At 70.6% G+C, this 22858-nt stretch carries 17 protein-coding genes, 1 tRNA gene and 2 pseudogenes; 8 read left to right on the top strand and 12 right to left on the bottom strand.

All coding sequences use genetic code 11. The features are described from left to right. Positions 1-176: 176 nt before the first annotated feature. From ABT057_RS09030 to ABT057_RS09020, 3 genes and pseudogenes are all read right to left on the bottom strand, one after another. Positions 177-365 (bottom strand): annotated as a pseudogene (locus tag ABT057_RS09030) (N-acetyltransferase); the annotation flags it as partial. Continuing rightward, positions 364-1113: an HNH endonuclease family protein gene (locus tag ABT057_RS09025; RefSeq protein ID WP_352341800.1), complete on the bottom strand. Its 750-nt coding sequence runs from the start codon at positions 1111-1113 to the stop codon at positions 364-366. The pseudogene ABT057_RS09030 and the gene ABT057_RS09025, both read right to left, overlap by 2 nt. A 31-nt stretch (positions 1114-1144) precedes the next feature. Beyond that, positions 1145-1477 carry a hypothetical protein gene (locus ABT057_RS09020; RefSeq protein WP_352341799.1) on the bottom strand — a complete coding sequence of 111 codons (333 nt, stop codon included), beginning with the start codon at positions 1475-1477 and terminating at the stop codon, positions 1145-1147. Positions 1478-1665: 188 nt separating this feature from the next. On the opposite strand from ABT057_RS09020, the gene ABT057_RS09015 reads away from it, so the two are divergent. Further along, entirely contained in the window at positions 1666-1851 is a 186-nt protein-coding gene (locus tag ABT057_RS09015) for an Rv0909 family putative TA system antitoxin (RefSeq protein ID WP_352341798.1), read from the top strand. Positions 1852-2030: 179 nt separating this feature from the next. Here ABT057_RS09015 and ABT057_RS09010 read toward each other — a convergent pair whose 3' ends face one another. Then, complete coding sequence (locus ABT057_RS09010) at positions 2031-2918, bottom strand: SCO6745 family protein (RefSeq protein WP_352341797.1); 888 nt, start codon at positions 2916-2918, stop codon at positions 2031-2033. 106 nt (positions 2919-3024) lie between these two features. Between ABT057_RS09010 and ABT057_RS09005 the strand changes: the two genes are divergently transcribed. Next, a complete protein-coding gene (locus ABT057_RS09005; protein ID WP_352341796.1) occupies positions 3025-3591 on the top strand; it encodes a TetR/AcrR family transcriptional regulator in 567 nt (188 codons plus the stop codon). A gap of 27 nt (positions 3592-3618) precedes the next feature. Here the strand turns inward: ABT057_RS09005 and mfd are convergent, their stop codons facing one another. The 3 genes from mfd to ABT057_RS08990 all read right to left on the bottom strand — a co-directional run bounded on the left by mfd (position 3619) and on the right by ABT057_RS08990 (position 10809). Beyond that, positions 3619-7152 (bottom strand): transcription-repair coupling factor, encoded by a 3534-nt coding sequence (gene mfd / locus ABT057_RS09000; RefSeq protein WP_352341795.1) that lies wholly within the window; start codon positions 7150-7152, stop codon positions 3619-3621. A 292-nt stretch (positions 7153-7444) separates the two neighbouring features. Further along, a complete protein-coding gene (locus tag ABT057_RS08995) occupies positions 7445-10024 on the bottom strand; it encodes an ABC transporter permease (RefSeq protein WP_352341794.1) in 2580 nt (859 codons plus the stop codon). After that, complete coding sequence (locus tag ABT057_RS08990; RefSeq protein ID WP_352341793.1) at positions 10021-10809, bottom strand: ABC transporter ATP-binding protein; 789 nt, start codon at positions 10807-10809, stop codon at positions 10021-10023. Before ABT057_RS08990 ends, ABT057_RS08995 begins: the two co-directional genes overlap by 4 nt. A gap of 456 nt (positions 10810-11265) precedes the next feature. Between ABT057_RS08990 and ABT057_RS08985 the strand changes: the two genes are divergently transcribed. Then, positions 11266-12780, top strand: a complete 1515-nt coding sequence (locus ABT057_RS08985; RefSeq protein WP_352341792.1) for an MFS transporter — start codon at positions 11266-11268, stop codon at positions 12778-12780. A 79-nt stretch (positions 12781-12859) separates the two neighbouring features. Here the strand turns inward: ABT057_RS08985 and ABT057_RS08980 are convergent, their stop codons facing one another. From ABT057_RS08980 to ABT057_RS08965, 4 genes are all read right to left on the bottom strand, one after another. Beyond that, complete coding sequence (locus ABT057_RS08980) at positions 12860-12994, bottom strand: hypothetical protein (protein ID WP_352341791.1); 135 nt, start codon at positions 12992-12994, stop codon at positions 12860-12862. Then, entirely contained in the window at positions 12991-13812 is an 822-nt protein-coding gene (locus tag ABT057_RS08975) for a cellulose-binding protein (protein ID WP_352341790.1), read from the bottom strand. Before ABT057_RS08975 ends, ABT057_RS08980 begins: the two co-directional genes overlap by 4 nt. Before the next feature lie 271 nt (positions 13813-14083). Further along, entirely contained in the window at positions 14084-16738 is a 2655-nt protein-coding gene (locus ABT057_RS08970; RefSeq protein ID WP_352341789.1) for an SUKH-4 family immunity protein, read from the bottom strand. A gap of 8 nt (positions 16739-16746) precedes the next feature. Further along, positions 16747-17742, bottom strand: coding sequence for an SMI1/KNR4 family protein (locus tag ABT057_RS08965; RefSeq protein ID WP_352341788.1), 996 nt, complete (start codon positions 17740-17742; stop codon positions 16747-16749). 314 nt (positions 17743-18056) lie between these two features. Between ABT057_RS08965 and ABT057_RS08960 the strand changes: the two genes are divergently transcribed. Both ABT057_RS08960 and ABT057_RS08955 read left to right on the top strand, forming a co-directional pair. Next, a complete protein-coding gene (locus tag ABT057_RS08960) occupies positions 18057-18590 on the top strand; it encodes a YwqJ-related putative deaminase (protein ID WP_352341787.1) in 534 nt (177 codons plus the stop codon). A 52-nt stretch (positions 18591-18642) separates the two neighbouring features. Next, complete coding sequence (locus tag ABT057_RS08955) at positions 18643-19140, top strand: SUKH-3 domain-containing protein (protein ID WP_352341786.1); 498 nt, start codon at positions 18643-18645, stop codon at positions 19138-19140. Positions 19141-19149: 9 nt separating this feature from the next. On the opposite strand, the gene ABT057_RS08950 is transcribed toward ABT057_RS08955, so the two are convergent. Next, entirely contained in the window at positions 19150-20457 is a 1308-nt protein-coding gene (locus ABT057_RS08950) for a sensor histidine kinase (protein WP_352341785.1), read from the bottom strand. 127 nt (positions 20458-20584) lie between these two features. Between ABT057_RS08950 and ABT057_RS08945 the strand changes: the two are divergent. The 3 genes and pseudogenes from ABT057_RS08945 (at position 20585) to glmU (ending at position 22856) form a co-directional block, all read left to right on the top strand. Further along, a pseudogene (locus tag ABT057_RS08945) lies at positions 20585-21209 on the top strand (hypothetical protein). Between the two features lie 15 nt (positions 21210-21224). Further along, positions 21225-21296, top strand: a tRNA-Gln gene (locus ABT057_RS08940). 111 nt (positions 21297-21407) lie between these two features. After that, complete coding sequence (gene glmU, locus ABT057_RS08935; protein WP_352341784.1) at positions 21408-22856, top strand: bifunctional UDP-N-acetylglucosamine diphosphorylase/glucosamine-1-phosphate N-acetyltransferase GlmU; 1449 nt, start codon at positions 21408-21410, stop codon at positions 22854-22856. Positions 22857-22858 lie beyond the last annotated feature (2 nt).

The following is a 22858-nucleotide window of genomic DNA, read 5'->3' as shown; positions in this document are numbered from 1 at the left end:
GATCGTGCCTGTTGTGCACATGCAATGGACAGGTTCGGGGCGTGATCTTGTACCTTCCTTGACCGGCTCTTGCTCAACCTGACCGGTCTGCCCTCCCCTGCCCTTTTGCCTCCCCTGAACTCCTTTACGAGCGCATAGATCAAGCCAGACCAGGTGTTCACCGTGGCGTCACGGGATCACAGCGGATGCCTCATCCACACATTGGGCTCGCCGTACACGGCGAAGTCCCGCTCCGGCTCACACCGCACCGGCACCGGCGCCCCGGGCACCTCGATGTCGCCGCGGGTGTCGAAGGGCAGCCCGGTCCAGCGGCGCCACTCCGCCAGCGAGCCGGCCACCGTCATCGACGCCGGGGCGAGCCTCTCAGCCGCCGCACTGTCTCAGCATCATCTGTTTGTCCGCGGCCGTCACCGGCATCTTGTACTTGATGGCGACCTGGGCGAAGCGGACTGCGTACGCGCAGCGGATCGGCTTGTTCGGCGGGAGCCAGGAGGCCGGGCCGGAGTCGCCCTTGGCCGAGTTGGCTCGCCCCTGGACCGGGATCAAATTGAGCACGTCGTTCGCGAGCCGTTTCCGCTTGGTCTCGGGCCAGCGCGAGGAACCCATCTGCCAGCTGTAGGACAACGGCACCACGTGATCTATCTGAACCTCGGCAGCCCTCTGTTTGCGCCACTCGATGGTCGTTCCGGTGTACGGATCGTGCAGTGTCATGGCGATGACCACGCAGTCGGAACCAGCTCGGAACCGAAGATTCTGACCATCACGCCGAATGAGATCATTTCGGGTGTCGCACCCGTTCCTTGCGAGCGGGACCCCGTCGGCCGTGTCCATCCATGCGTAGCCGAACTTGTCGCGGTCGTAGCCCGTCTTCGGCCCGCGTCCCTTCGTGGTCAGCTCCTCGATGAGCTTGCGGGCCGCGGCCTTGTCCGCGTCCGCCGTCAGGGGCGCGAGCCCTGGTTTCGTGCCGTCCGGGTTCTTGAGCGGACTGACCGCCCGTCCGTCCGACGCAGTTGGCCCTGACCCCGTCGAGGAGTTGTCCTCGCCGAGGCCCTTGCATCCCGAGACGAGAAGCACGGCAGCTGCCACGGCTGTCACCGCACCGCAGAAGCGCATGTGTCCAACACCGCTGTGCCCCACGCCCCTCTCAGCAAGCACAGCCCACCACTCCCTGCGTGAACTGCGCAAACACCTCAATCACCCGGCGAAGCATAGAGATAACGCGTGTGTCGCAGTTGTTGGAGTCCGTGTCCGCCCACGCGGTGCCGAACTTGTCCCGCTCGTAGCCCTTCTTGGGGGCACGCCCCTTCACCGTGAGCGACTCGGCGGCCGTGAGAGCCGCACCGCCGCTCGCCGCACCACCCGTCGTCGGCTCCGTGCCGGCGGCACCGGAACCGGTGGTCTGTTCCTTGCAGCCCGTCGCCGTCACGGCGCACATCAGCGCGACGGCGACCGCCGCCCCGCCCCTCAGACGCCTCACGCGCCCTCCCCTTGCCTGCCCGTCGCCACCCCGCACAGGGCGGATGCCCCGGACGGAGACTCGCACACACCGCGGTGAGGGGGCGTGCGGGGTCAGTCGGGAGGTCCAGACCAGAAGCGACCCAAGTGGGCATTCAGTGCAACTCGGGAATATCGTCGAGGGTGAGTCACCTCCGGAAGGAGCTCTGGATGGGCATCTTCGACAGGTTCAAGAGCAACAAGGCGGCACGGCACAAGGCCAGGGACATGTCCGACGCCGCGGAGCGGAAGACCAACGAGAAGACGGGCGACAAGTACGAGTCCCAGGTCGACTCCGGGCAGCAGCAGATGCACCAGCGGCTCGGTATGGACGACGACCGGCCCGACAAGCCGTAGCCCGGAGGCTCGGCGAATCGCGGACACGGCGACTCATGGACTCGGGACTCGCAGTCTCTCCATTCGCGGACTGACGGAGGCGAGCCACCAGGCTCCTGCCGCCCGCGGAGAGCGAACCCCGCGGGCGGCTTCGCCGTGTCCGGCCAGTGCCGTCCCGGTCGCCCGGTAGGGCCGCGCACTCAGACTTTCCCGATGCCCAGCGTGGATTCGGAGGGCAGCAGGCCGGAACCGATCACCGCGACCCAGTAGTCGCCCAGGAGGGCGGCGAGTCGCTCCGTGGCCGCCGGGCCCAGGGTCTGCCACGGGCCGAGGGCGAGGCGGTCGGTGTCCTGCTCGACGCGGCGGCGCAGGCCGCGGCCCGCCTCCGTCGCCACACCGTCCGGCTCGACCAGGCCTCTGGAGACCAGGCGCTCGCGGGCCGCCGCCCACTCCTCGGCAGGCCAGCCGCGGCTTTCGAAGCGCTCGACGGACGCGGCGCCTGTCGCGGCGAAGGACACCAGCGCCTCGGCCGGATCCAGGCCGGCGATCAGCAGGGCGGCGAGATGGCCGTCGCCGCGGTGCTCGCGCAGGACCGTCGCCGCCTGCCAGAGCTGGAGGTGGGGCTCGGCCGGCCACTCCAGCGCGGCGTTGGCCGCGGCGAGCGGGCGGCCCGCGGTGTCGGCCGCTTCGGCCGCGCGGCGGGCGAGGGCGGCGGCCTCGGCCAGCTCGGGGCTGTCGACACGGTCGCCGAACAGCTTGCGGTAGGCCCGGTCGACGCCCCGCAGTCTCGCCGCAAGCGCGGCCTCGGGGGTGGTGGTCCGGCGGGCCTCGCCGACATACCGGGTGACCATGCCGGGCGCGAAACTGTAGAAGGCGGAGGTCACCGCCTTGCTGCCGACCGGGCCCAGCGGCGCGGCGCGGAACGGGAAGTAGCTCGGCCAGCGGCCCTCGGTGGAGAGGCCGAGCGCGCCGGCCTCCTCGAAGACCTCGGGCGCGTAGTACAGCACCGCGTGCAGCGGTTCCAGCAGGTGCCAGAGCCTGCGCGCCTGGGCCGGTTCCACCCGTTCTTCCGTCGTGTTCTCCGACATGACTCTCCCCCTCGTCGCGTCCGGCCTCCGCCTCAACTTGACACTGACAAGATTGCCCGGGCCGACTCAACTTGTCAATGCCTAGATTCGACGTAGTCTGCTCTTCATGAGCCCGTACCACCACGGCGATCTGCGCCGCGCCATCCTCACCGCCGCGCTCGACGTCATCGCCGCCGACGGCCCCGCCGCGCTGAGCCTGCGCGACCTCGCCCGTCGCGCAGGCGTCTCGCACGCCGCGCCCGCCCACCATTTCCGCGACCGCACCGGCCTGCTCACGGCGATCGCGGCGGAGGGCTTCGGGCTGCTCGCGGCGGCCACCGCCGAGGCGGCCGACCTGAAGGACGCGGGGGTGCGCTACGTCCGCTTCGCCCGCGAACACCCCGCCCACTTCCAGGTGATGTTCACCCCGGACCTCCTGCGCACGGACGACCTCGAACTGACCGTGGCCCGCACCCTGGCCACCGACGCCCTGCGCAGCGCCGTCACGCAGTCCCGCTCCGACAGCGGCGACGCCGGCGACACCGACGCCCGCCTCGCCGGTATCGCCGCCTGGTCCATGGCCCACGGCTTCGCCACGCTGCTCCTCAGCCGCAACCTCGACGACGCGGTGGGCGAGCGGGATCCCGAGGACGTGTTCCGCACGCTGGCGAGCATGCTGTCCCGGTTCCCGTGACCTCCTGACGGATCCCCGTCCCGGGGGCTACGACCCCAGGATCGATGCCAGGAACTCTCCCACCCAGCCCAGCAGTTCGCGGCCGACGAGGGGCTTTCCGCCGACCTTCGCGGTCTTCGGACGGGGGACCAGGACCTGGTGGGCCGCCGGTTTGATGACGGTGCCGGGGTAGAGACGCTTGAGGCGGAGTTCCTGCGACTCACGCAACTCCACCGGTGCGAAACGGATGTTGGTGCCCTGCAGGACGATCTCGCCGACACCGCACGCGCGCGCCAGCATCCGCAGCCCCGCCACCAGCAGCAGGTTCTCCACCGGCTCGGGCAGCTTGCCGTAGCGGTCGACGAGTTCCTCGCGGACGGCCTTGATGTCCTCCTCCGAGTTGGCGGAGGCGATGGAGCGGTACGCCTGGAGCCGGAGCCGCTCGCCGGGCGCGTAGTCGTGCGGAACATGCGCGTCCACCGGCAGTTCGATCTTGACCTCGAGCGGCGGCTCCTCCTCGATCGCGCCGGTCTCCAGCTGACGCCGGTAGTCCGCGACCGCCTCGCCGACCATACGGACGTACAGGTCGAAGCCGACGCCCGCGATGTGGCCGGACTGTTCGCCGCCGAGGAGGTTTCCGGCTCCCCGGATCTCCAGGTCCTTCATCGCCACGTACATGCCGGCGCCCATCTCCGTGTGCTGGGCGATGGTCGCGAGGCGCTCGTGGGCGGTTTCGGTCAGGGGCTTCTCCGGGGGGTAGAGGAAGTACGCGTATCCGCGTTCCCGCCCTCGTCCCACCCGGCCGCGCAGCTGGTGCAGCTGGGACAGACCGAAGGTGTCGCCGCGCTCCACGATCAGGGTGTTGGCGTTGGAGATGTCGATGCCGGACTCGACGATCGTCGTGGAGACGAGGACGTCGAACCTCTTCTCCCAGAAGTCGACGACGACCTGCTCCAGGGCCGACTCCGACATCTGGCCGTGGGCGGTGGCGATCCGCGCCTCGGGGACGATCTCGCGCAGGCGGGCGGCCGCGCGGTCGATGGACTCCACCCGGTTGTGGATGTAGAAGACCTGGCCCTCGCGCAGCAGTTCGCGGCGGATGGCGGCACCGATCTGCTTCACCTCGTACGGGCCGACGAAGGTCAGCACCGGATGGCGCTCCTCCGGCGGGGTGGTGATCGTCGACATCTCGCGGATGCCGGTCACCGCCATCTCCAGGGTGCGGGGGATGGGCGTCGCGGACATCGTCAGGACGTCGACGTTCGCTCGGAGCTTCTTCAGCTGCTCCTTGTGCTCGACGCCGAAGCGCTGTTCCTCGTCGACGATGACCAGGCCGAGGTCCTTGAACTTCGTCTCCGACGAGAACAGGCGGTGGGTTCCGATGACGACGTCGACCGAGCCCTCGCGCAGGCCCTCCAGGACGGCTTTCGCCTCGGTGTCCGTCTGGAAGCGGGACAGGGCCCGTACGTTCACCGGGAACTGCGCGTACCGCTCGCCGAAGGTCCCGAAGTGCTGCTGGACGAGCAGGGTGGTGGGGACGAGCACGGCGACCTGCTTGCCGTCCTGGACGGCCTTGAAGGCGGCGCGCACCGCGATCTCCGTCTTGCCGTAGCCGACGTCGCCGCAGATCAGACGGTCCATCGGGACCGTCTTCTCCATGTCGTCCTTGACTTCGGCGATGGTGGTGAGCTGGTCCGGGGTCTCCGCGTAGGGGAAGGCGTCCTCCAGCTCGCGCTGCCAGGGGGTGTCGGTGCCGAAGGCGTGGCCCGGGGCCGCCATGCGCGCGCTGTACAGCTTGATCAGGTCGGCGGCGATCTCCTTGACGGCCTTCTTCGCGCGTGCCTTCGTCTTCGTCCAGTCCGCGCCGCCCAGCCGGTGCAGGGTGGGTGCCTCGCCGCCGACGTACTTGGTGATCTGCTCCAGCTGGTCGGTGGGGATGTAGAGGCGGTCGCCGGGCTGGCCGCGCTTGGCGGGGGCGTACTCGACGACCAGGTACTCGCGGGTGGCGCCCTGCACGGTGCGCTGCACCATCTCGATGTAGCGGCCGACGCCGTGCTGTTCGTGGACGATGTAGTCGCCCGTCTCCAGGGTGAGCGGGTCGATCGTCTTCCTGCGGCGGGCGGGCATGCGCGCGCCGTCCTTGCCGGCCGCTTTCTGGCCGGACAGGTCGGTCTCGGTGAGGACGGCGAGGCGGAGCGCCGGGTCGACGAAGCCGTAGTCGATCGAGCCGCAGGAGACGTGCACGACGGAGGGGCTCAGGTCGGTGAGGTCGGCGTCCAGTCGGGCGGCGACGCCCTCGCCGCCGAGCACCTCGACCGTGCGGGCGGCCGGGCCGTGCGCCTCGGTGACGAAGACGACGCGCCAGCCGTCGGCGAGCCAGCCCTTGGTGTCGGCGAGGGCCTTCGCGGTGTCGCCGCGGTAGGTCTCCGGGGCGTGCATGCCGAGCTGGAGGGTGTCCGCCTCCAGTTCGAGGTCCGCGGCGAACGGCGACACCGACCACCACATCATGTCGAGTTCGCGCGCGCGGTCTCGGACGTCCGCGATCGACCACAGGGAGGCGGCGTCGACGTCGATGGGCGCCTCGCCGCCGCCGGCCGTGGCCGCCCAGGACGCCTGGAGGAACTCCTGCGAGGTCGCGACGAGGTCCGCGGCACGCGTGCGTACCCGCTCCGGGTCGCAGACGACGGCCATCGCGCCCTTCGGCAGGACGTCGAGCAGCAGCTCCATGTCGTCGACCAGGACGGGGGCGAGGGACTCCATGCCCTCGACCGCGATCCCCTCGGCGATCTTGTTCAGGAGTTCGCCGAGTTCCGGGTGCTGTTCGGCGAGGGCACGCGCGCGTGCGCGTACGTCGTCCGTGAGGAGGAGTTCGCGGCAGGGCGGGGCCCACAGGCCGTGTTCGGCGACCTCCAGGGAGCGCTGGTCGGCGACCTTGAAGTAGCGGATCTCCTCGACATCGTCGCCCCAGAACTCGACGCGCAGGGGGTGTTCCTCGGTGGGCGGGAACACGTCCAGGATGCCGCCCCGTACGGCGAACTCGCCGCGTTTCTCGACGAGCTCCACGCGCGCGTACGCCGCCGCGGCGAGGGCTTCGACGATCTCGTTCAGGTCGGCCTGCTCGCCCGTGCGCAGGGCCACCGGTTCCAGCTCGCCCAGGCCCTTGACCTGCGGCTGGAGCACGGAACGTACGGGTGCCACGACGACCGAGACCGGGCCCGTCTCGGGGTCGTCGGGGCGGGGGTGGGCCAGACGGCGCAGGACGGCGAGGCGGCGGCCGACGGTGTCGCTGCGGGGGCTGAGGCGCTCGTGCGGGAGGGTCTCCCAGGAGGGGTACTCGACGACGCCGTCCGGCGGGAGGAGGGAGCGCAGGGCGGCCGCCAGGTCCTCGGCCTCGCGGCCGGTCGCCGTCACCGCGAGCACCGGACGGCCGGTCTCGCGGGCGAGGGCGGCGATCGTGAAGGGGCGGGCCGCCGGGGGGCCGACCAGGTCGATGTGCATGCGGTTGCCGTCCGCGGCCGCGGGGATGGCTTCCGCGAGGGCGGTGTCCTTGACGACGGCGTCGAGCAGACCGTGCAGGCTCATGGAGGGCTTTCCGTCCGAGGGCCCGGGCTACGTCCGTCCGGGCGGGGCGGCGTATCGGGGCCGGGGTGGGCAACGCGAAGGGCCCGACGCGTGTCACGGGCCGGGGGTGTCCAGGGTACGACGGGGCGGTGGGGTTCGGCGGAGGCTGTGGACAACCCGGGGGCCGGTGGGGACTGAAACGCCCGGACCCGGCGCCGAGAAGCCCCCCGTGGCTCCTCGGCGCCGGGTCCGTCCCCCGTGCCCCCGTTCCCCGTTTTCCTGTTCCCCCGTGCCCCCCCCGTTCCCCCGTCGGCTAGTCCGTCGCGATCGCGTTCAGGACGTTCATGCGGCCCGCGCGGAACGCCGGTACCAGGGCCGCGAACAGGCCCACGAAGGCCGAGCCGACGAAGACTCCGATGATCGTCGGCCAGGGGATGTCGAGGATGTTCAGGCCCTGCAGGGCGAGGAGCTGCTGGGCGGTCGCGCCCCAGCCCATGCCCAGGCCCAGGCCGAGCAGCGCGCCGAAGAGGGCGATGACGACCGACTCCATGCGGATCATGCGGCGCAGCTGGCGGCGGGAGAGCCCGATGGCCCGCATGAGGCCGATCTCCCTGGTGCGCTCGACGACCGACAGGGCCAGGGTGTTGACCACGCCCAGGACCGCGACGACGATCGCCAGCGCCAGCAGGCCGTAGATCAGGTTCAGGAGCTGGCCGATCTGGTCCTTCAGGGCCTGCTTGTAGTCGGTCTGGTCGCGGACGGTGTACTGCGGATAGTCGTGCAGGGCCGACTTGAGGGACTTGTAGGCGGCGTCCTGCCGACCGTCCTTGGCCGACGCGAAGACCAGCTCGTCGAGCGGCAGCTTGTCGGCGGGGACGTACTTCTTCAGCGTGTCGATGGAGGTGTACATCGCGCCCTGGTCGATGACGACGTCGCTGCTGGTGATCGCGCGGACCGTGAGGCGGGCCGTGGAGCCGTTGTCGAAGGCCACGGTGATCTTGGAGCCCAGGTGGATCCTGTGGTCCTTGGCGAACGTCTCGTGGACGGACATCGAGCCCGGCTTGTAGGCGTCGGCGAGCTTGCCGGCGACCGTCTCGGTGCGCAGGTCCGTCGCGTAGCTCGGGTCGGCCGCGGTGATCGCCGTACCGTCGAGCGTCCTGCCGTCGGGGGTGGTGAAGTCGGCCTTGGTCGACTTGTACTCGGTGACCCGCTCCAGGCCCGGTGTGGACTTCACCGCCTTGACGGCCTGCGGGGTGACCAGGGCGCCGTTGTCGCTCTGGATGATGAAGTCGGTGCCGACGGTCTTGTCGAGCTGGTCGGTGGCGGAGGCGACCATGGACGAGCCGACCACCGACAGGCAGGCGACCAGCGCGAGGCCGATCATCAGGGCGGCGCCGGTGGCGCCGGTGCGGCGCGGGTTGCGCAGCGCGTTGCGTTCCGCCATACGGCCGACGGGGCCGAAGGCCCGCAGCAGGACCGCGCCCAGGACACGGACCACGCCGCCCGCCAGCAGCGGACCGATCACCACGAAGCCGATCAGGCTCAGTACGACGCCCAGGCCCAGCCACAGCGATCCCTCGCTCGCCTTGTCGGCGGCGGAGGTGAGGTACAGGCAGTAGCCGCCCGCGCCGGTGAGGAGCAGGCCGATCACGCCCCGGATGACACCGGCCCTGGCGTCGGCCGGGGCCCCGGCGTCGCGCAGGGCGGCCATCGGGGAGACCTTGCCGGCGCGGCGGGCGGGCAGGTAGGCGGCCAGGACCGTGACGACGACGCCCAGGATCATGCCGATCACCGGGGTCGTCCAGGCGACGGTCAGGTCGTCGGTGGACAGGTTCATGCCGGTCATGCCCATGAGCTTCATCAGGCCGACCGCGAGGCCGACGCCCGCGCCGACGCCGAGGACCGAGCCGGTCACGCCCAGGAGCAGCGCCTCGGCCAGGACCGAGCGGTTGACCTGATTGCGGCTGGAGCCGATGGCCCGCATCAGACCGATCTCGCGGGTGCGCTGCGCGACCAGCATCGAGAAGGTGTTGATGATCAGGAAGATGCCGACGAGGAAGGCGATCCCGGCGAAGCCGAGCATCGCGTACTTCATCACGTTCAGGAAGTCGCCCACGTCCGCGCGGTTGGCGTCGGCGGTCTCCTTGGCGGTCTGCACCTTGTATCCGCCGCCGATCTCGGCGGCGACGTCCTTCTTCAGCCGGGCGTCGCTCACCCCGGCCGCGGCCGTGACGTTGACGTTCGTGTACACGCCCGTCTCGCCGACCAGGGCCTGCTGGGCGGTCTTCGTGTCCAGGTAGAAGATCGCGGCACCGGGGTTGGTGACGGTGAAGGTGGCGATGCCGGAGATCCGCGCGCTGTGCGTGCCCACCGCGGTGATCACACCGAGCTCGTCGCCGAGCTTCAGATGGTGCTTGTCGGCGGTGTCCGCGTCGATCATGACCTGGTCGGGGCCCTTCGGCGCCGCGCCGGAGGTGATCTTCATGGTGCGGGCGTCGTTGCCGTTCCAGCTGCCGACGATGGTGGGCGCGCCGCTGGACGGGGAGAGGTTGTCCTTGTCGGCGTCCACGACGGTCACCGACGTCGAGAAGACGGTCCCCTCCGCCGACTTCACGCCCCGCGCCTCGCGCACCTTGTCCAGCACGGAGGCCGGCATGACCGGCGGCCTGCCGTTGTCGGAGGTCGTCTCACCGGTGTCCGAGGCGCCCTTCGCGCTCACGGTCACATCGGAGGAGGTGGCCGCGAACAGCTTGTCGAACGTGGTGTTCATGGTGTCGGTGAACACCAGGGTGCCGCACACGAACCCCACCGAGAGCAGGACCGCCACGGCCGACAGGGCCATGCGTCCCTTGTGCGCGAAGAAGTTGCGCATCGAGGTCTTCATGACGGTCATGACGTACGCCCCCGCGCGTCGAAGTCCTTCATGCGGTCCAGGACCGTCTCGGCGGTCGGCTTGAACATCTCGTCGACGATCCGGCCGTCGGCGAGGTACAGCACGCGGTCCGCATACGAGGCGGCCACCGGGTCGTGGGTGACCATCACGATGGTCTGGCCCAGCTCGTCGACGGAGCGGCGCAGGAAGCCCAGTACCTCGGCTCCCGCGCGCGAGTCGAGGTTTCCGGTCGGCTCGTCACCGAAGATGATCTCGGGGCGGGCGGCGAGGGCGCGGGCCACGGCGACGCGCTGCTGCTGGCCACCGGAGAGCTGCGTGGGACGGTGCTTGAGCCGGTCCGCGAGACCGACGGTCTCCACGACCTGGTTCAGCCACGCCTTGTCCGGCTTGCGGCCGGCGATGTCCATGGGCAGCGTGATGTTCTCCAGCGCGTTCAGCGTCGGCAGCAGGTTGAACGCCTGGAAGATGAACCCGATCCGGTCCCGGCGCAGCTTGGTGAGCTTCTTGTCCTTCAGGCCGGTGATCTCGGTCTCGTCCAGGTAGATCTGACCGCTGGTCACGGTGTCGAGACCGGCGAGGCAGTGCATCAGCGTGGACTTGCCGGACCCCGAGGGGCCCATGATCGCGGTGAACTGGCCGCGGGCGATGTCCACGTCGACGTGGTCGAGGGCGACGACGCGGGTCTCCCCGGACCCGTACGCCTTGACGACCTGCCGCGCCCGCGCGGCGACGGCCGTACGCCCTCCAGTACCCCCGTGCCTGGGAATGGTCACAGCCGAAGTCACGGTATGTCTCCTATGTCGGAAGTAGGTGGACAGTGCTCCACCGTGGTGATGAGTGGTGCCGAGTGGCGAGGAGTGCCACGTCGAAGAGTCTGTCGGCGGGAGGGGGTCCGGCGCGCTGGTGCCCGGGCCCGTCTTGCCGGGGGGTTAACCCCACCCTCCCCCGGTGGGGTTCGCCGCCCGCCGACCGGTCGTCGACCGCCCCCAGCGGCGTAAAGCCAGGTTAAGGACGGTCCCCTCCCCTTCTCGTCCTCCGCCGGTACGACCCCTCCCCGAGCCGTAGTACGGAGGTACCCCTAGGGGCTCTCCACCGCCGGGTGGAGAGGATCTCGGGGTTGCCTCAACCCTCCGGCCCAGCCAGGCTCCACCCTCCCGTCGCGTGAAGGTCAAGGCTCCCGCCGCGCGCGGGCTGATGGGAAGCTGTCGTACGGCAGATAGATGCAAGGGGAAGGAATCCGCGTGGGCGAGACGAGACCGGCGATACCGCAAGCCCCCGAGCGCACCGCACCGCACCGGCGGGGCGCCGTCGTCGCCGCGCTCATGCTCTCCATGGCGCTGCCCGCCCTCGACTCCACCGTCGTCTCCACGGCCGTACCGCAGATCGTCGGCGACCTCGGCGGGTTCTCCGTCTTCTCCTGGCTGTTCTCCGGCTATCTGCTCGCCGTGACGGTCACGCTGCCCGTGTACGGCAAGCTCTCCGACACCTTCGGCCGCAAGCCGGTCCTCGTGGCCGGCGCCGCGCTCTTCCTGCTCGGCTCGCTGCTGTGCGGGCTCGCCTGGAACATGGGGGCGCTGATCGCGTTCCGTGTCGTGCAGGGCCTGGGCGGCGGGGCGTTGCAGGGCACCGTGCAGACGCTCGCCGCCGACCTGTATCCGCTCGAGGAACGGCCGAAGATCCAGTCGAAGCTGTCCACGGTGTGGGCGGTGTCAGCGGTCGCGGGCCCGGGACTCGGCGGCCTGCTCGCGGCGTACGCGGACTGGCGCTGGATCTTCCTGGTCAACCTGCCCATCGGGGCGGTGGCGTTGTGGCTGATCGTCCGTCATCTGCACGAGCCGCAACGGGAGTCCGGGACGACGACGGCCGCACGCGCGCGTGTCGACTGGGCGGGTGCGCTGGCCGTGTTCGCGTGCGGCGGGGTCCTGCTGACCGCGCTGGTGCAGGGCGGGGTGGCCTGGCCCTGGCTGTCGGGCCCCTCGCTCGCCCTGTTCGGCACGGGTCTCGCGCTGGCCGCCGCCGTCGTCGTCATCGAGCACCGGGCCGCGGAGCCGATCATCCCGGGCTGGGTGTGGCGGCGCCGTACGATCGCGGCGGTCAACCTGGCTCTGGGCGCGCTGGGCCTGCTGATGGTGGCGCCGACGGTGTTCCTGCCGACGTACGCCCAGTCGGTGCTGGGCCTCGGACCGGTGGCCGCCGGTTTCGTCCTCTCCGTCTGGACGCTGAGCTGGCCGCTGTCCGCCGCGCTCAGCCAGCACGTCTACCGGCGCATCGGCTTCCGGGACACCGCGCTGCTCGGCATCGGCACCGCGGCACTGATCCTGCTGGCGTTCCCCTTCCTGCCGTATCCCGGCGCGGCTTGGCAGCCGACGCTGCTGATGCTGCTGCTCGGTGCCGCGCTGGGCCTGTTCCAGCTGCCGCTGCTCGTCGGAGTGCAGTCGACGGTGGGCTGGTCGGAGCGCGGCACGACGACCGCGTCGGTGCTGTTCTGCCGGCAGACCGGGCAGACGATCGGCGCGTCGGTGTTCGGCGCGGTCGCCAACGGGGTGCTGGCCGCGCGCCTGGGCGGCGCGGGCGACCTGGACTCCGTCACGCGCGCGTTGGACGCCGGTACGGCGCCCGAGAGCGTCCGGCATGCCGTGGCGAGCGCCGTGCACGCCGTCTATCTGGGCGCCGCGTGCGCGGCCGCGCTCGCCTTCCTGGTGCTGCTGTGCGTCGCGCCGCGCAGGTTCCCGGTGCTGGGCGAGCAGGGCGACTGACGGCCGCCGAAGGAGCGGACGGTGCTGGTGCGGCCCACGGGCACCGGCCGGCTCATCCGTTCATCCTGGGCCCCTCCGGCTACGCCGTGAAGACCGGCTGTGTCGTGGTGACGGCCGCACTGACGATCAGGTGCGCGGCGACCGGCGGCATGAAGACCACCGCCGTCAGCCGCACGGCACGAATCCGGACGACGCGCAGGAAACCGGCGGTCACTCCGCCGGGTCCTCCGTCGGGCCGCCCGTGAGCGCTCTCAGGCTCTCCTGCACCTGGTCCATGTGCGCCTGCACCTCGTCCCAGCGCTCGCCGTGCTCCCGCAGCACCCGCTCCGTCTCCCGGGCGATGCGCTCCTCCTTCAGCCGCGCCTCGGCGACGATCTGGGTGGCGAGCACGGCCGCCTCCTCCTGACGCCGCCGGGACATCTCCTCGGCCGCGGCGACCTCCCGCTGCGCCTCCGCGAGCGCCTCCTCGGCACGGGCCACCGCCCGCTCGTTCTGCACGTCCAGGGCGGCGGCCCGCTCGGCAGCCTCGCGCTCCACGGCGGCCCACTGCTCGGCGTGCTCCCTCTTCGGCTCCACCAGCAGGCCGGCGGTACGCTGCCGCACCTCACGCAGCTCCGCGAGGTGCTCGCCGCGGAACTCCTTCACCTTGCGCCGGGCACCCACCCGGATCCCGTGCGCCTCGGAGCGCGCGGCGAGCAGATGCCGACGGGTGTGCTCCTTGGCCTGTGTGCGGATCTCCTCCGCCTGCTCCTCCGCCCCCCTGCGCAGGGCGGCGGCGTGCTCCTCGGCCTGCTCGACCTGCTCCTGCGCCTCCCGCCTGGCCCGGTCGACCAGGTCGGCCGCCTCCTGCTGCACCAGCTGGAAGACGCCCCGGGCACGCTCCCCGAGGGAGTCGTACGTCTGCGGCTCGATGACCGTCACGGCCTCGCCCAACTCCTTGGCCTCCACCGCCATCTCCTTGGCGAGCACCGCGAGCCGGGCGACGCGCTCCCACGCGGCGTCGCGTTCGGCGGAGAGCGCTGCGACGAACACATCGACCTCCTTGGGCCGGTAACCGCGTCCGCGAACGGTCACGAACTGCCGCGATGACACTCGTGCGCTGCTCATCCTTTAGCCCCTCTCCACCAGACAAACGCGAAATAATGATTACGCGCATATCTTGATGTATCGGGCTTAAGTGTTCATAACGCGACACTCCGCATACAGATACGGGCAATCTCCGCACACGAAAGGGCCGGGCCCGGTCACACGACCAGGCCCGGCCCTCGACACACGCGGTACGCGCGTCAGCGGAACGTACGCGTCACAGCAACCCGTCCCACATCTCCTCCAGCAGCACCGACCACCAGCTCTCCGGCGACCCCAGCGCCGCCGGGTCCAACGAGGCCAACTGCGCCTGGAAGTCGACGGTCCAACGACCCGCCTGCTCCTGGTTCAGGCCGTACCGCAGCCGCCACATCCGCCCCAGCAACGCCAGGCAGCGCGCGAACTCCGGCAGACCCGTGTTCACGAACTGCGGCGGCACCGACCCACCCCCCGGCCCCGCCTCCACCGGAACCGCGACGATGTTCGCCGTCCCGTACTGCACACAGATCGCCTTGCCGAAGTCACTGCCCATCACGAGGTACGACCCCGCGTCCGGCGCCGACTGCACCCCACGCTCCGCCGCCAGCTCAGCCAGCGTCGGCACCGGCCGCCCCGGCTGAGCCTGCGCCCAGAAGAACGGACCCATGTCCATCGGCAGACCCGCCACCACCAGGGTGTGCGCCACCACCGGCGGCACACCCTGCCGCGACACCGCCCCCTGCTCGAACCGGAAGATCCCCGGCCCGAACGCCGCACCCAGCTCCTGCGCGATCCCCTCCGGCGGGATCGGCGGCGCCGGCTGCACCGGCGGCAACGGCGCCCGCACCGGCGCGGGCCGCGCAGGACCGTCCGCCACCTGGTGCAACTCGCCCTGATGCGCCAACAACTGCTGCATGCCCTGCTGCCGGCTCGCATGATCCGTGCCGTACGGCGCGATGCTCGCGATCCGCGCCTGCGGCCACTGCTCCCGGATCATCCGCGCGCAGTACGCACCCGGCAGCTCACACGACTCCAGCTCGGTGTGCAGCTCCAGCACCTGGTCCGGGGGCACGTTCATCGCCCGCAGCTCATGGAAGATCTGCCACTCCGGGTGCGGCGTACCCGGCGCCGAACGCCGGATCACCTGCTGCTCCGACCCGTCCTGCGCGCGGTAGCGCAACACGGCCTGATAGCCCGGACCGACCGTCGGCAGCCCCGGCGGCTGGGGATACCCGTACCCCTGCGGCTGCCCCGGCGGCATCGGCTGACCCGGCGCCAGCGGCTGAGGGCCGCCCGGAGGCACACCCGGAGCCCCGGGAGCGCCCGGAGGCACTCCGGGGCCACCCACCGGCGGCCCGGCCAGCACGGTCTGCGCATGGGGCACACCAGGCCCGCCCGGAGCACCAGAGCCGATCGGAGCGCCAGGGGCGCCCGGAGGCCGTGGCACACCACCCGCCCCACCAGGTCCGACCCGGCCCTGGTCGGCGAGCATCGTGGCGGCGTGGTGAACCCCACCGGGAGGATTGCCGCCGGGCGGGTTCGGCGCACCAGGGGCACCAGGACCGCCAGGGGCGAAGGGGGCACCTGGGGCTCCCGGCGCACCGGAGCCGCCAGGCCCGCCCGCAGGTCCCTCTGGCCCCAGGGAGGACACCATCTGCGTAGGCACATATCCACCCGCCGCACCACCGGGCGCACCCGGAACCCCGGGCGGCGGCGGAGGCGCGTCACCGGACCGCGCACCCGGCGCACCCGGCGCACTCGGCGGAGGCGGTGGCATCGCCCCACCCCGGCCCCGACGCGGAGGCGGCGCGGCCTTGCTGGTCGCGGCGTCGGCGATCTCCCCGGCGTTCGGCGCGAGCGGCCGCCCCGGCGCACCCCCGCCCTGCGGATACCCGTACGAGGCCGCAGGCGGCCCACTCGGAGCAGGCGCAGCAACAGCAGGCGGAGGAGGAGGCGGAGGCGGAGCACCCTGCCCGCCGGCGGGACCGGCAGGCACACCGGAACCAGCCGGCACACCGCCACCTTGCGGGTACCCGTACCGAGCCCCACCCGGCACCCCCGAACCGCCCGAACCGCCCGGTCCGCCCGGCGGCGGAACCGGCCCGCCCGCCCGCGCACCACCCGCGCCCTGGGCCCCCTGCTCGCCCAGCGTCGGCGCCACCGCCGTCGGCGGCAACTGACTGCCGCCCGCGATCAGCGCCGTCTCGGCGTCCGGCAGACCCGCGGGCGGCGGCACCGCGTCGGAACCGCTCAGCGGCGGCGCGAACACCGTCGCGGGCAGCGGCACGGAACGGTCGTCACCCCCGTCCCCATTGGTGTCCGTCCCAGCCCACGGAGTGGCCCCCGCGGGCGGCGCACCGGCCACCGGCCCCGAAGGCACCCCAGGCTGCGTCTCCGCCGGCCCACCCCCCGGCACCCCGGCCTGCGTCCGCGGAAGCGACGGATCAGGAGTCACACCCGCCGACCCAGCCGCACCCGACACACCCGCACCGGAAGCAGCAGCACCCTTCCGCTCCGCCATCCCCAACTTGTCCGCCGCCTCCTGCAACCACTCCGGCGGCGACAACAAGAACGACGTCTGATTCAGATCCACCCGAGCCGCCGGCGCCGGCACCGCATCCTGCGGCTCATCCGGACGGCCGTACTCCTCCTCATACCGGCGGATCACCTCACCCACCGCCAACGCGGGCCACAACGTGGCCTCACCACTGTCCCGCGCGATCACCAGCCGCTGCGCACCCCCGTCCGACCGAGGACCCTCCGCACGGTCCTCCGCCCACACCACGAACCCCAACTCGAACTCCCGCACCCGCACCTCACGATGCTGGTACGCCGGAACATCCCCGTTGATCCACTCTTCCGCACGCTCCTGCGCCTGCGCGAACGTCACCATCGCTCAGCTCACTCCCCCGCGCCCACGGACGCCACAGGCACCGCACGCGCGAACCCGCCGTCCACCATCAGATTCGCCACCGTCTCCAACTCCGGCGGATCACCCGCCAGACGCGACAGGAACACGTCGAAATCCTCACCGCACGACAACAACAACCGCTCCGTACGCTCCGCCGGCGACCACGAAGGATCCACGTCCCGCACATCGTCGTACGCACAGAACCACACCGAACCCGCCCGCGCGCCCCGCACCTTCACCGCCAGCAGCCCACCCTGCACGAACCCGACGCCCAGATAGTCCTTCGTCAGATGATCCCGCAGACACTTGTTGACGTACACCAGATCATTGACCGCCGCCTCATCGCGCACCGTGAAGAACGGCTGGTCCACCAGCAACCCCAGCTCCGCATCCAGCGCGGCACCCACCGGCGCACACCCACCAGCCGCCTTCAGGAACGAACGGTACGCACCCGGCAGCCGGTACCCCAGGTCCTCCTCGACCCCCTGCACCTGCCCCTCCGACACAGCAACACCGGACTTCGGCAACCCGAAGTGCGCAGGACGCGTCTCCTGCAACGGCCGTGTCCCCCGCTTCGACTGATCCACCACCGCCGTAGCCAACCCACCGTGATGACGCAACAACGCCTTCACCTCGACCGGAACAAGCTCCAGCCGCCGCGAACCCACCACGTGATGCCACGTCCAGCCATGCGGAGTAGCCACATTCGCAACCGTGTCCCACAACTCGTGCCCCGAAGCCGCCAGCGCGGCGTTCGCCGACACGTAGTCCGTCAACCGCAACTCGTCGACCCCGAAACCCTCCGGCGGATCGGCGATCTCCGCCGCCGCCCGCGCATACGGCGAGAAATCCGGGTAGCCACGCTCGTCCACCCGCACCCCCCTCGGATGCCGCGCAGCCCGCACCGGATCCGGAAAGTGAACGTTCTGCCCGGCGTAGGCCGCGTTCGGCGGCGCGGCCTGCTGCCCGAGCCGACTCGTCGTCATGGCGGTTGCCCCCTGCGGCACTCTGGTACGGCCCGCAGCAGCCGGTTCCGCTTCCGGACCCGACCCACCACGCCCCGTATCGACTGTCTCCAACGGTTCCAACACGCGCCCACCGCGCGCATCACGGTGCCGACAGCCTATGCGGTACGACGACACCGGTCACCGGCCGACCGAATCCGGCCCCCCACTTCCGTGACCAGCCGTCACCCCGCACTCACGCACCGCCCCAACCCGGGCGTGTCGCACCGCCCCAGCTTCCACACCCGCAACACCATTTGGCACCCTGTGACGTCCGAGGGCATGCTCGGGAGGGGATGACGATCATGAACACAACGCAAACGGGACCACACGACACGCCGCAAACGGCCACGTCCGGCGACCCCCGCATCGGCTGGTCCAGCACCGAAACCCCCCACGCCCCCACCCTCCGCCACCGCCGCGACGGCATACTCCCCACCGTCGCCGCCGCCCTCTCCGTCCGCGGCGCCACCCTCACCGGCACCGCCGCCCGCGGCGACCAACCCCCACCCCTGCACCACCTCGTCAAAGACTTCCTCGACACCCTCACCAGCACCCAACGCGACCGCTTCACCGGCCGCTGCGCCGAAGCACTCCTCATCTCCCGCCTCATCACCACCGCCGACACCGCCCGCAGCAGACGCGCAGCCCGAAAACCCATGACCAACAGCGAAGCCCGCAAAGCACTCAGACAAGCCAAACTCACCACCCGCCACATCCGCGAGGACGGCGACCCCCTCCACGGCAACTTCGCCACCCCCTGCCGCGCCTGCACCGCCCTCAGCGCCCACTTCGGCGTCCGCATCGTCGACCCGGAAGCGACCGACTGACCCCCCACGGCCGCTCCACCAGCACCCCCGCACCGTCGACGAACGAAGGCAGATGCACCCCGACCCGCACACCTCCACCACCCGCTTCCCCACACCCGTCGACAAAGCCCTGCGCACCGCCGGCTGGCAACCCGGACGCTGGGACATCCGACAAGCCGAAATCTGGGCCGACGCCCTCCGCGACCACACCTCACCCGCCGGCCACCGCCACGCCGTCTTCCCCGCCGCCGTCGAAGCCTGGGCCGAATTCGGCGGCCTCACCATCACCCCCACCGGCACCGGCCGCCAAGTCGCCCCCACCACCCTCCACCTCGACCCCCTCCACGGCCTCCACATGGCCCGCACCCTCGCCGACCTCGGCCGCGCCCTCGACACCGACGTCAGCCCCCTCGGCACCGAGAGCGACACCCACTCCCTCCTCGCCATAGACGCCGAAGGCCGCGTCTACGCCCTCGACCACACCGGCGACTGGTACCTCGGCCCCGACATCGACCAAGCCCTCAGCGCCCTGATCTCCGGCATCGAACCCGCACGCCTCACCGCAGGCTGACCCTCGGCACTACGACGCCGGAATCACCGCCGACACCCGAAAACCCCCCGCATCCGTCGGTCCCGACACAAACACCCCACCCAACGCCACCACCCGCTCCCTCATCCCCACCAGCCCATTCCCCCCCGACGGCAACCCCGCCGACGCCCCCACCTCCGACGGCGGCTCGTTCTCCACCTGCATCGCGATCTCCGCCACCCGATGCGCCAACCGCACATGCGTCTTCGCCCCCGCCGCATGCTTGTGCACGTTCGTCAACGCCTCCTGCACCACCCGGTACGCCGTCTGCTCGATCTCCGCCGCATACGCCCGCACCTTCCCCTCCACCGACAACTCCACCACCATCCCCGCCGCCTCCGACTGCCCCACCAACTCCTCCACATCCCCCAGACACGGCCCCTCACCGTGCTCCTCCACCACCACCCGCGAAGCCGCCGCAGCCGCCGCCTTCCCCACCGCAGCCAACGGCACAGGCACCCCCGCCCCATCCCGCGCGGACCCACCACTCCTCAGCACCCCGAGCATCTCCCGCAACTCGGTCAACGCCTGCCGCCCCATGTCCCCGACAAGCGCGGCATTCCGCACAGCCTTCTCAGGGTCCTTCCGCGCCACAGCCTGCAACGCGGCAGCATGCACGACCATCAGGCTGACACGATGCGCCACCACGTCATGCATCTCCCGCGCGATCCGCGTCCGCTCCTCACCCCGCGCCCACTCCGCCCGCTCCTCCGCCCGCTCCGCGAGCAACTGCAACTCCCGCTCCAGACTGTCGGCCCGCTCCCGCAGACTCTCCATGAGCCGCCGCCTGGCCCCCACGTACAACCCCAGCAGCACGGGCGGCGCGGTCAGCCCCAGGGAAGTCGCTATGGCCGCGAACGGTATGAACCAGTCCCCGACGGTCAGCTGCCCCTGATCCATGCTCTGCCGCACCCGTACGAACGTCACGATCAACGTCCCCACCAACTGCATCCCCGCGAGCGAGACGAGGATCCGCCGGGGCATCTCCGAGGCGGCGAGCGTGTACAGCCCGACGATCGCCATCAGGAACCCCATCTGGGCCGGCGTGATCGCGATCGTCACCAGCACGACCGCGATCGGCCACTGCCGACGCACCACCAGGACCGAGCCGGCGAGCACCCCGAAAACGACCCCCACGGCCGCCGGGATCCCCGCGTCCCGCGCGAAGGAGACGCCCTCGATCCCGCACTCCACGGCGGACACGCCGGCCAGGCTCCAGTCGAACACGGCACTGCGCCATCTGGGCCACCACAACGGCCCTTCCCGGGTCGTCGCGGTCTCTTCCCCCGTCGTGGTCATGCCTCCAGCCTACGGGCGCGGACCCCACCCTTTCCGGTGAGTTTCACCGACCGAATCCCGGCGTTTTCCCTCGAACAGGTGAACCACGACCGTTCGACCCCGGAAGCGGCCATTCCGGCTGGACGGCATGCGTCTGCGGCGGGCGGGACTCAGCCTCCGGCAGATCCGCGAGGAGCTTCAGGTCCACAACAAGGAGACACTGCAGCGCCTGGTCGAGGGCGAGCCGCCCCCGGAATGGACCAAACGGCCGCGAGCGAAGGACGACCTCCGCGAGCGGGCGCGGGAGCTGCGACAGCAAGGCTGGACGTACAACCAGGTCCAGGCGGAACTGGGATGCTCCAAGAAGGGCGATCAGCAAACGAGAACTGTTCCTGATCGGCATCGGGCTCTACTGGTCTGAGGGAGCAAAGGCCAAGCCGGGCTCGACCCGACGCGTCATTTTCGTGAACAGCGACGCCGACATGATCCTGCTGGGCGTGGAGCCCGAGCGCCGACGTTTCTCCGTGAACATCCACGAATCGGCCGACGTACCCGCAGCCGAGGCCTACTGGGCAGACCAGGTCGGCACCACCGTCGACGACCTCCTGAAGACGAGCCTCAAGAAGCACAACCCCAAGACCAATCGAACGAACACGGGCGCTGACTACCACGGTTGCCTCAGGGTCGCCGTACTCAAGAGCGCCGACCTGCACCGTCGCATCGAAGGCTGGTGGTCTGGCATGGTGGTGGAGGCCAAGCGGCGAACCGCGTAGGCTGCACCCTGGTAATCCCCCGTGGTGTAATCGGCAACACACGTCACTTTGGATGATGTATTTCAGGTTCGAGTCCTGGCGGGGGAGCTTGGTTCGGGTCCTGACCTAGCTGGGTCAGGGCCCACTCTCATGTCTGCCAAGAAACGCCCCGGTATCCTTCGGATGTCCCACCCCACTCCACAGCCGAAGGGCAACTCAGTGAGCGCCATTCGCCCGGCAGCCGTCGTCGTTCTCGCAGCGGGTGAGGGCACCCGTATGAAGTCGGCCACACCCAAGGTTCTCCACGAGATCTGCGGCCGTTCCCTGCTGGGCCACGTGCTGGCCGCGGCCCGGGAGTTGGACCCGGAGAACCTCGTCGTGGTGGTCGGGCACGCACGCGAGAAGGTCACCGCGCACCTGGGTGAGATCGACCCGCAGGTGCGCACCGCCGTCCAGGAGGAGCAGAACGGCACCGGGCATGCCGTCCGGACGGGGCTGGAGCAGCTCGGTGGGGGTGTGGACGGGACCGTGATCGTCGTCTGCGGTGACACTCCGCTGCTTTCGGGTGCCACGCTGTCCGCGCTTGCCGCGACGCACCATGCGGACGGCAATGCGGTCACGGTTCTGTCCGCCGAGGTGCCGGATGCGACGGGTTATGGGCGGATCGTCCGCGATGAGGCTTCGGGTGCTGTCACGGCGATCGTCGAGCACAAGGATGCGAGTGACGTGCAGCGGGCGATCCGTGAGATCAATTCCGGTGTGTTCGCGTTCGACGGTGCTCTCCTGGCGGATGCCCTGAAGAAGGTGCGGACGGACAACAGTCAGGGTGAGGAGTACCTGACGGATGTTCTCGGGATTCTCAGGGAGGCCGGTCACCGGGTGGGGGCGTCGGTGGCGGTGGATCATCGGGAGGTCGCCGGGATCAACAACCGTGTGCAGTTGAGTGAGGCTCGGCGGATTCTCAATGATCGTCTTCTGACGGCGGCGATGCTGGCCGGTGTGACTGTTGTCGATCCGGCGACGACGTGGGTGGATGTGACTGTCACGTTCGAGCAGGATGCGGTCGTCCATCCTGGGACGCAGTTGCATGGCGCCACTCACCTGGGTGAGGGTGCGGAGGTGGGTCCGAACAGCCGGCTGACGGACACGCTGGTGGATGCGGGTGCCCGGGTGGACAACACGGTGTCCTACAGCGCCCATGTCGGTGCGAATGCGTCTGTGGGTCCGTTCGCGTATCTGCGTCCTGGTACGCGGCTGGGCGTGAAGGGCAAGATCGGGACGTTCGTGGAGACGAAGAACGCGTCGATCGGTGAGGGGACGAAGGTGCCTCATCTGTCCTATGTGGGTGATGCGACGATCGGTGAGTACAGCAACATCGGTGCGGCGAGTGTGTTCGTGAACTACGACGGAAAGGACAAGCATCACACCACCGTCGGGTCGCACTGTCGTACGGGCTCGGACAACATGTTTGTGGCACCTGTCACGGTGGGGGATGGCGCGTACACCGCCGCCGGGTCGGTGATCACGAAGGATGTGCCGCCTGGTTCGCTGGCCGTGGCCCGCGGTCAGCAGCGGAATATCGAGGGTTGGGTGGCTCGGAAGCGTCCGGGGAGTGCGGCGGCGAAGGCGGCCGAGGCGGCTTCCCGGCGGGGCGACGGCGAAGAGTGACC

Origin of the sequence: Streptomyces sp. NPDC002588, assembly GCF_040295925.1 — a bacterium.
Taxonomy (GTDB): domain Bacteria; phylum Actinomycetota; class Actinomycetes; order Streptomycetales; family Streptomycetaceae; genus Streptomyces.
The sequence above is the reverse complement of the archived record's forward strand: the minus strand, read 5'-3'. Positions and strand labels throughout refer to the sequence as shown.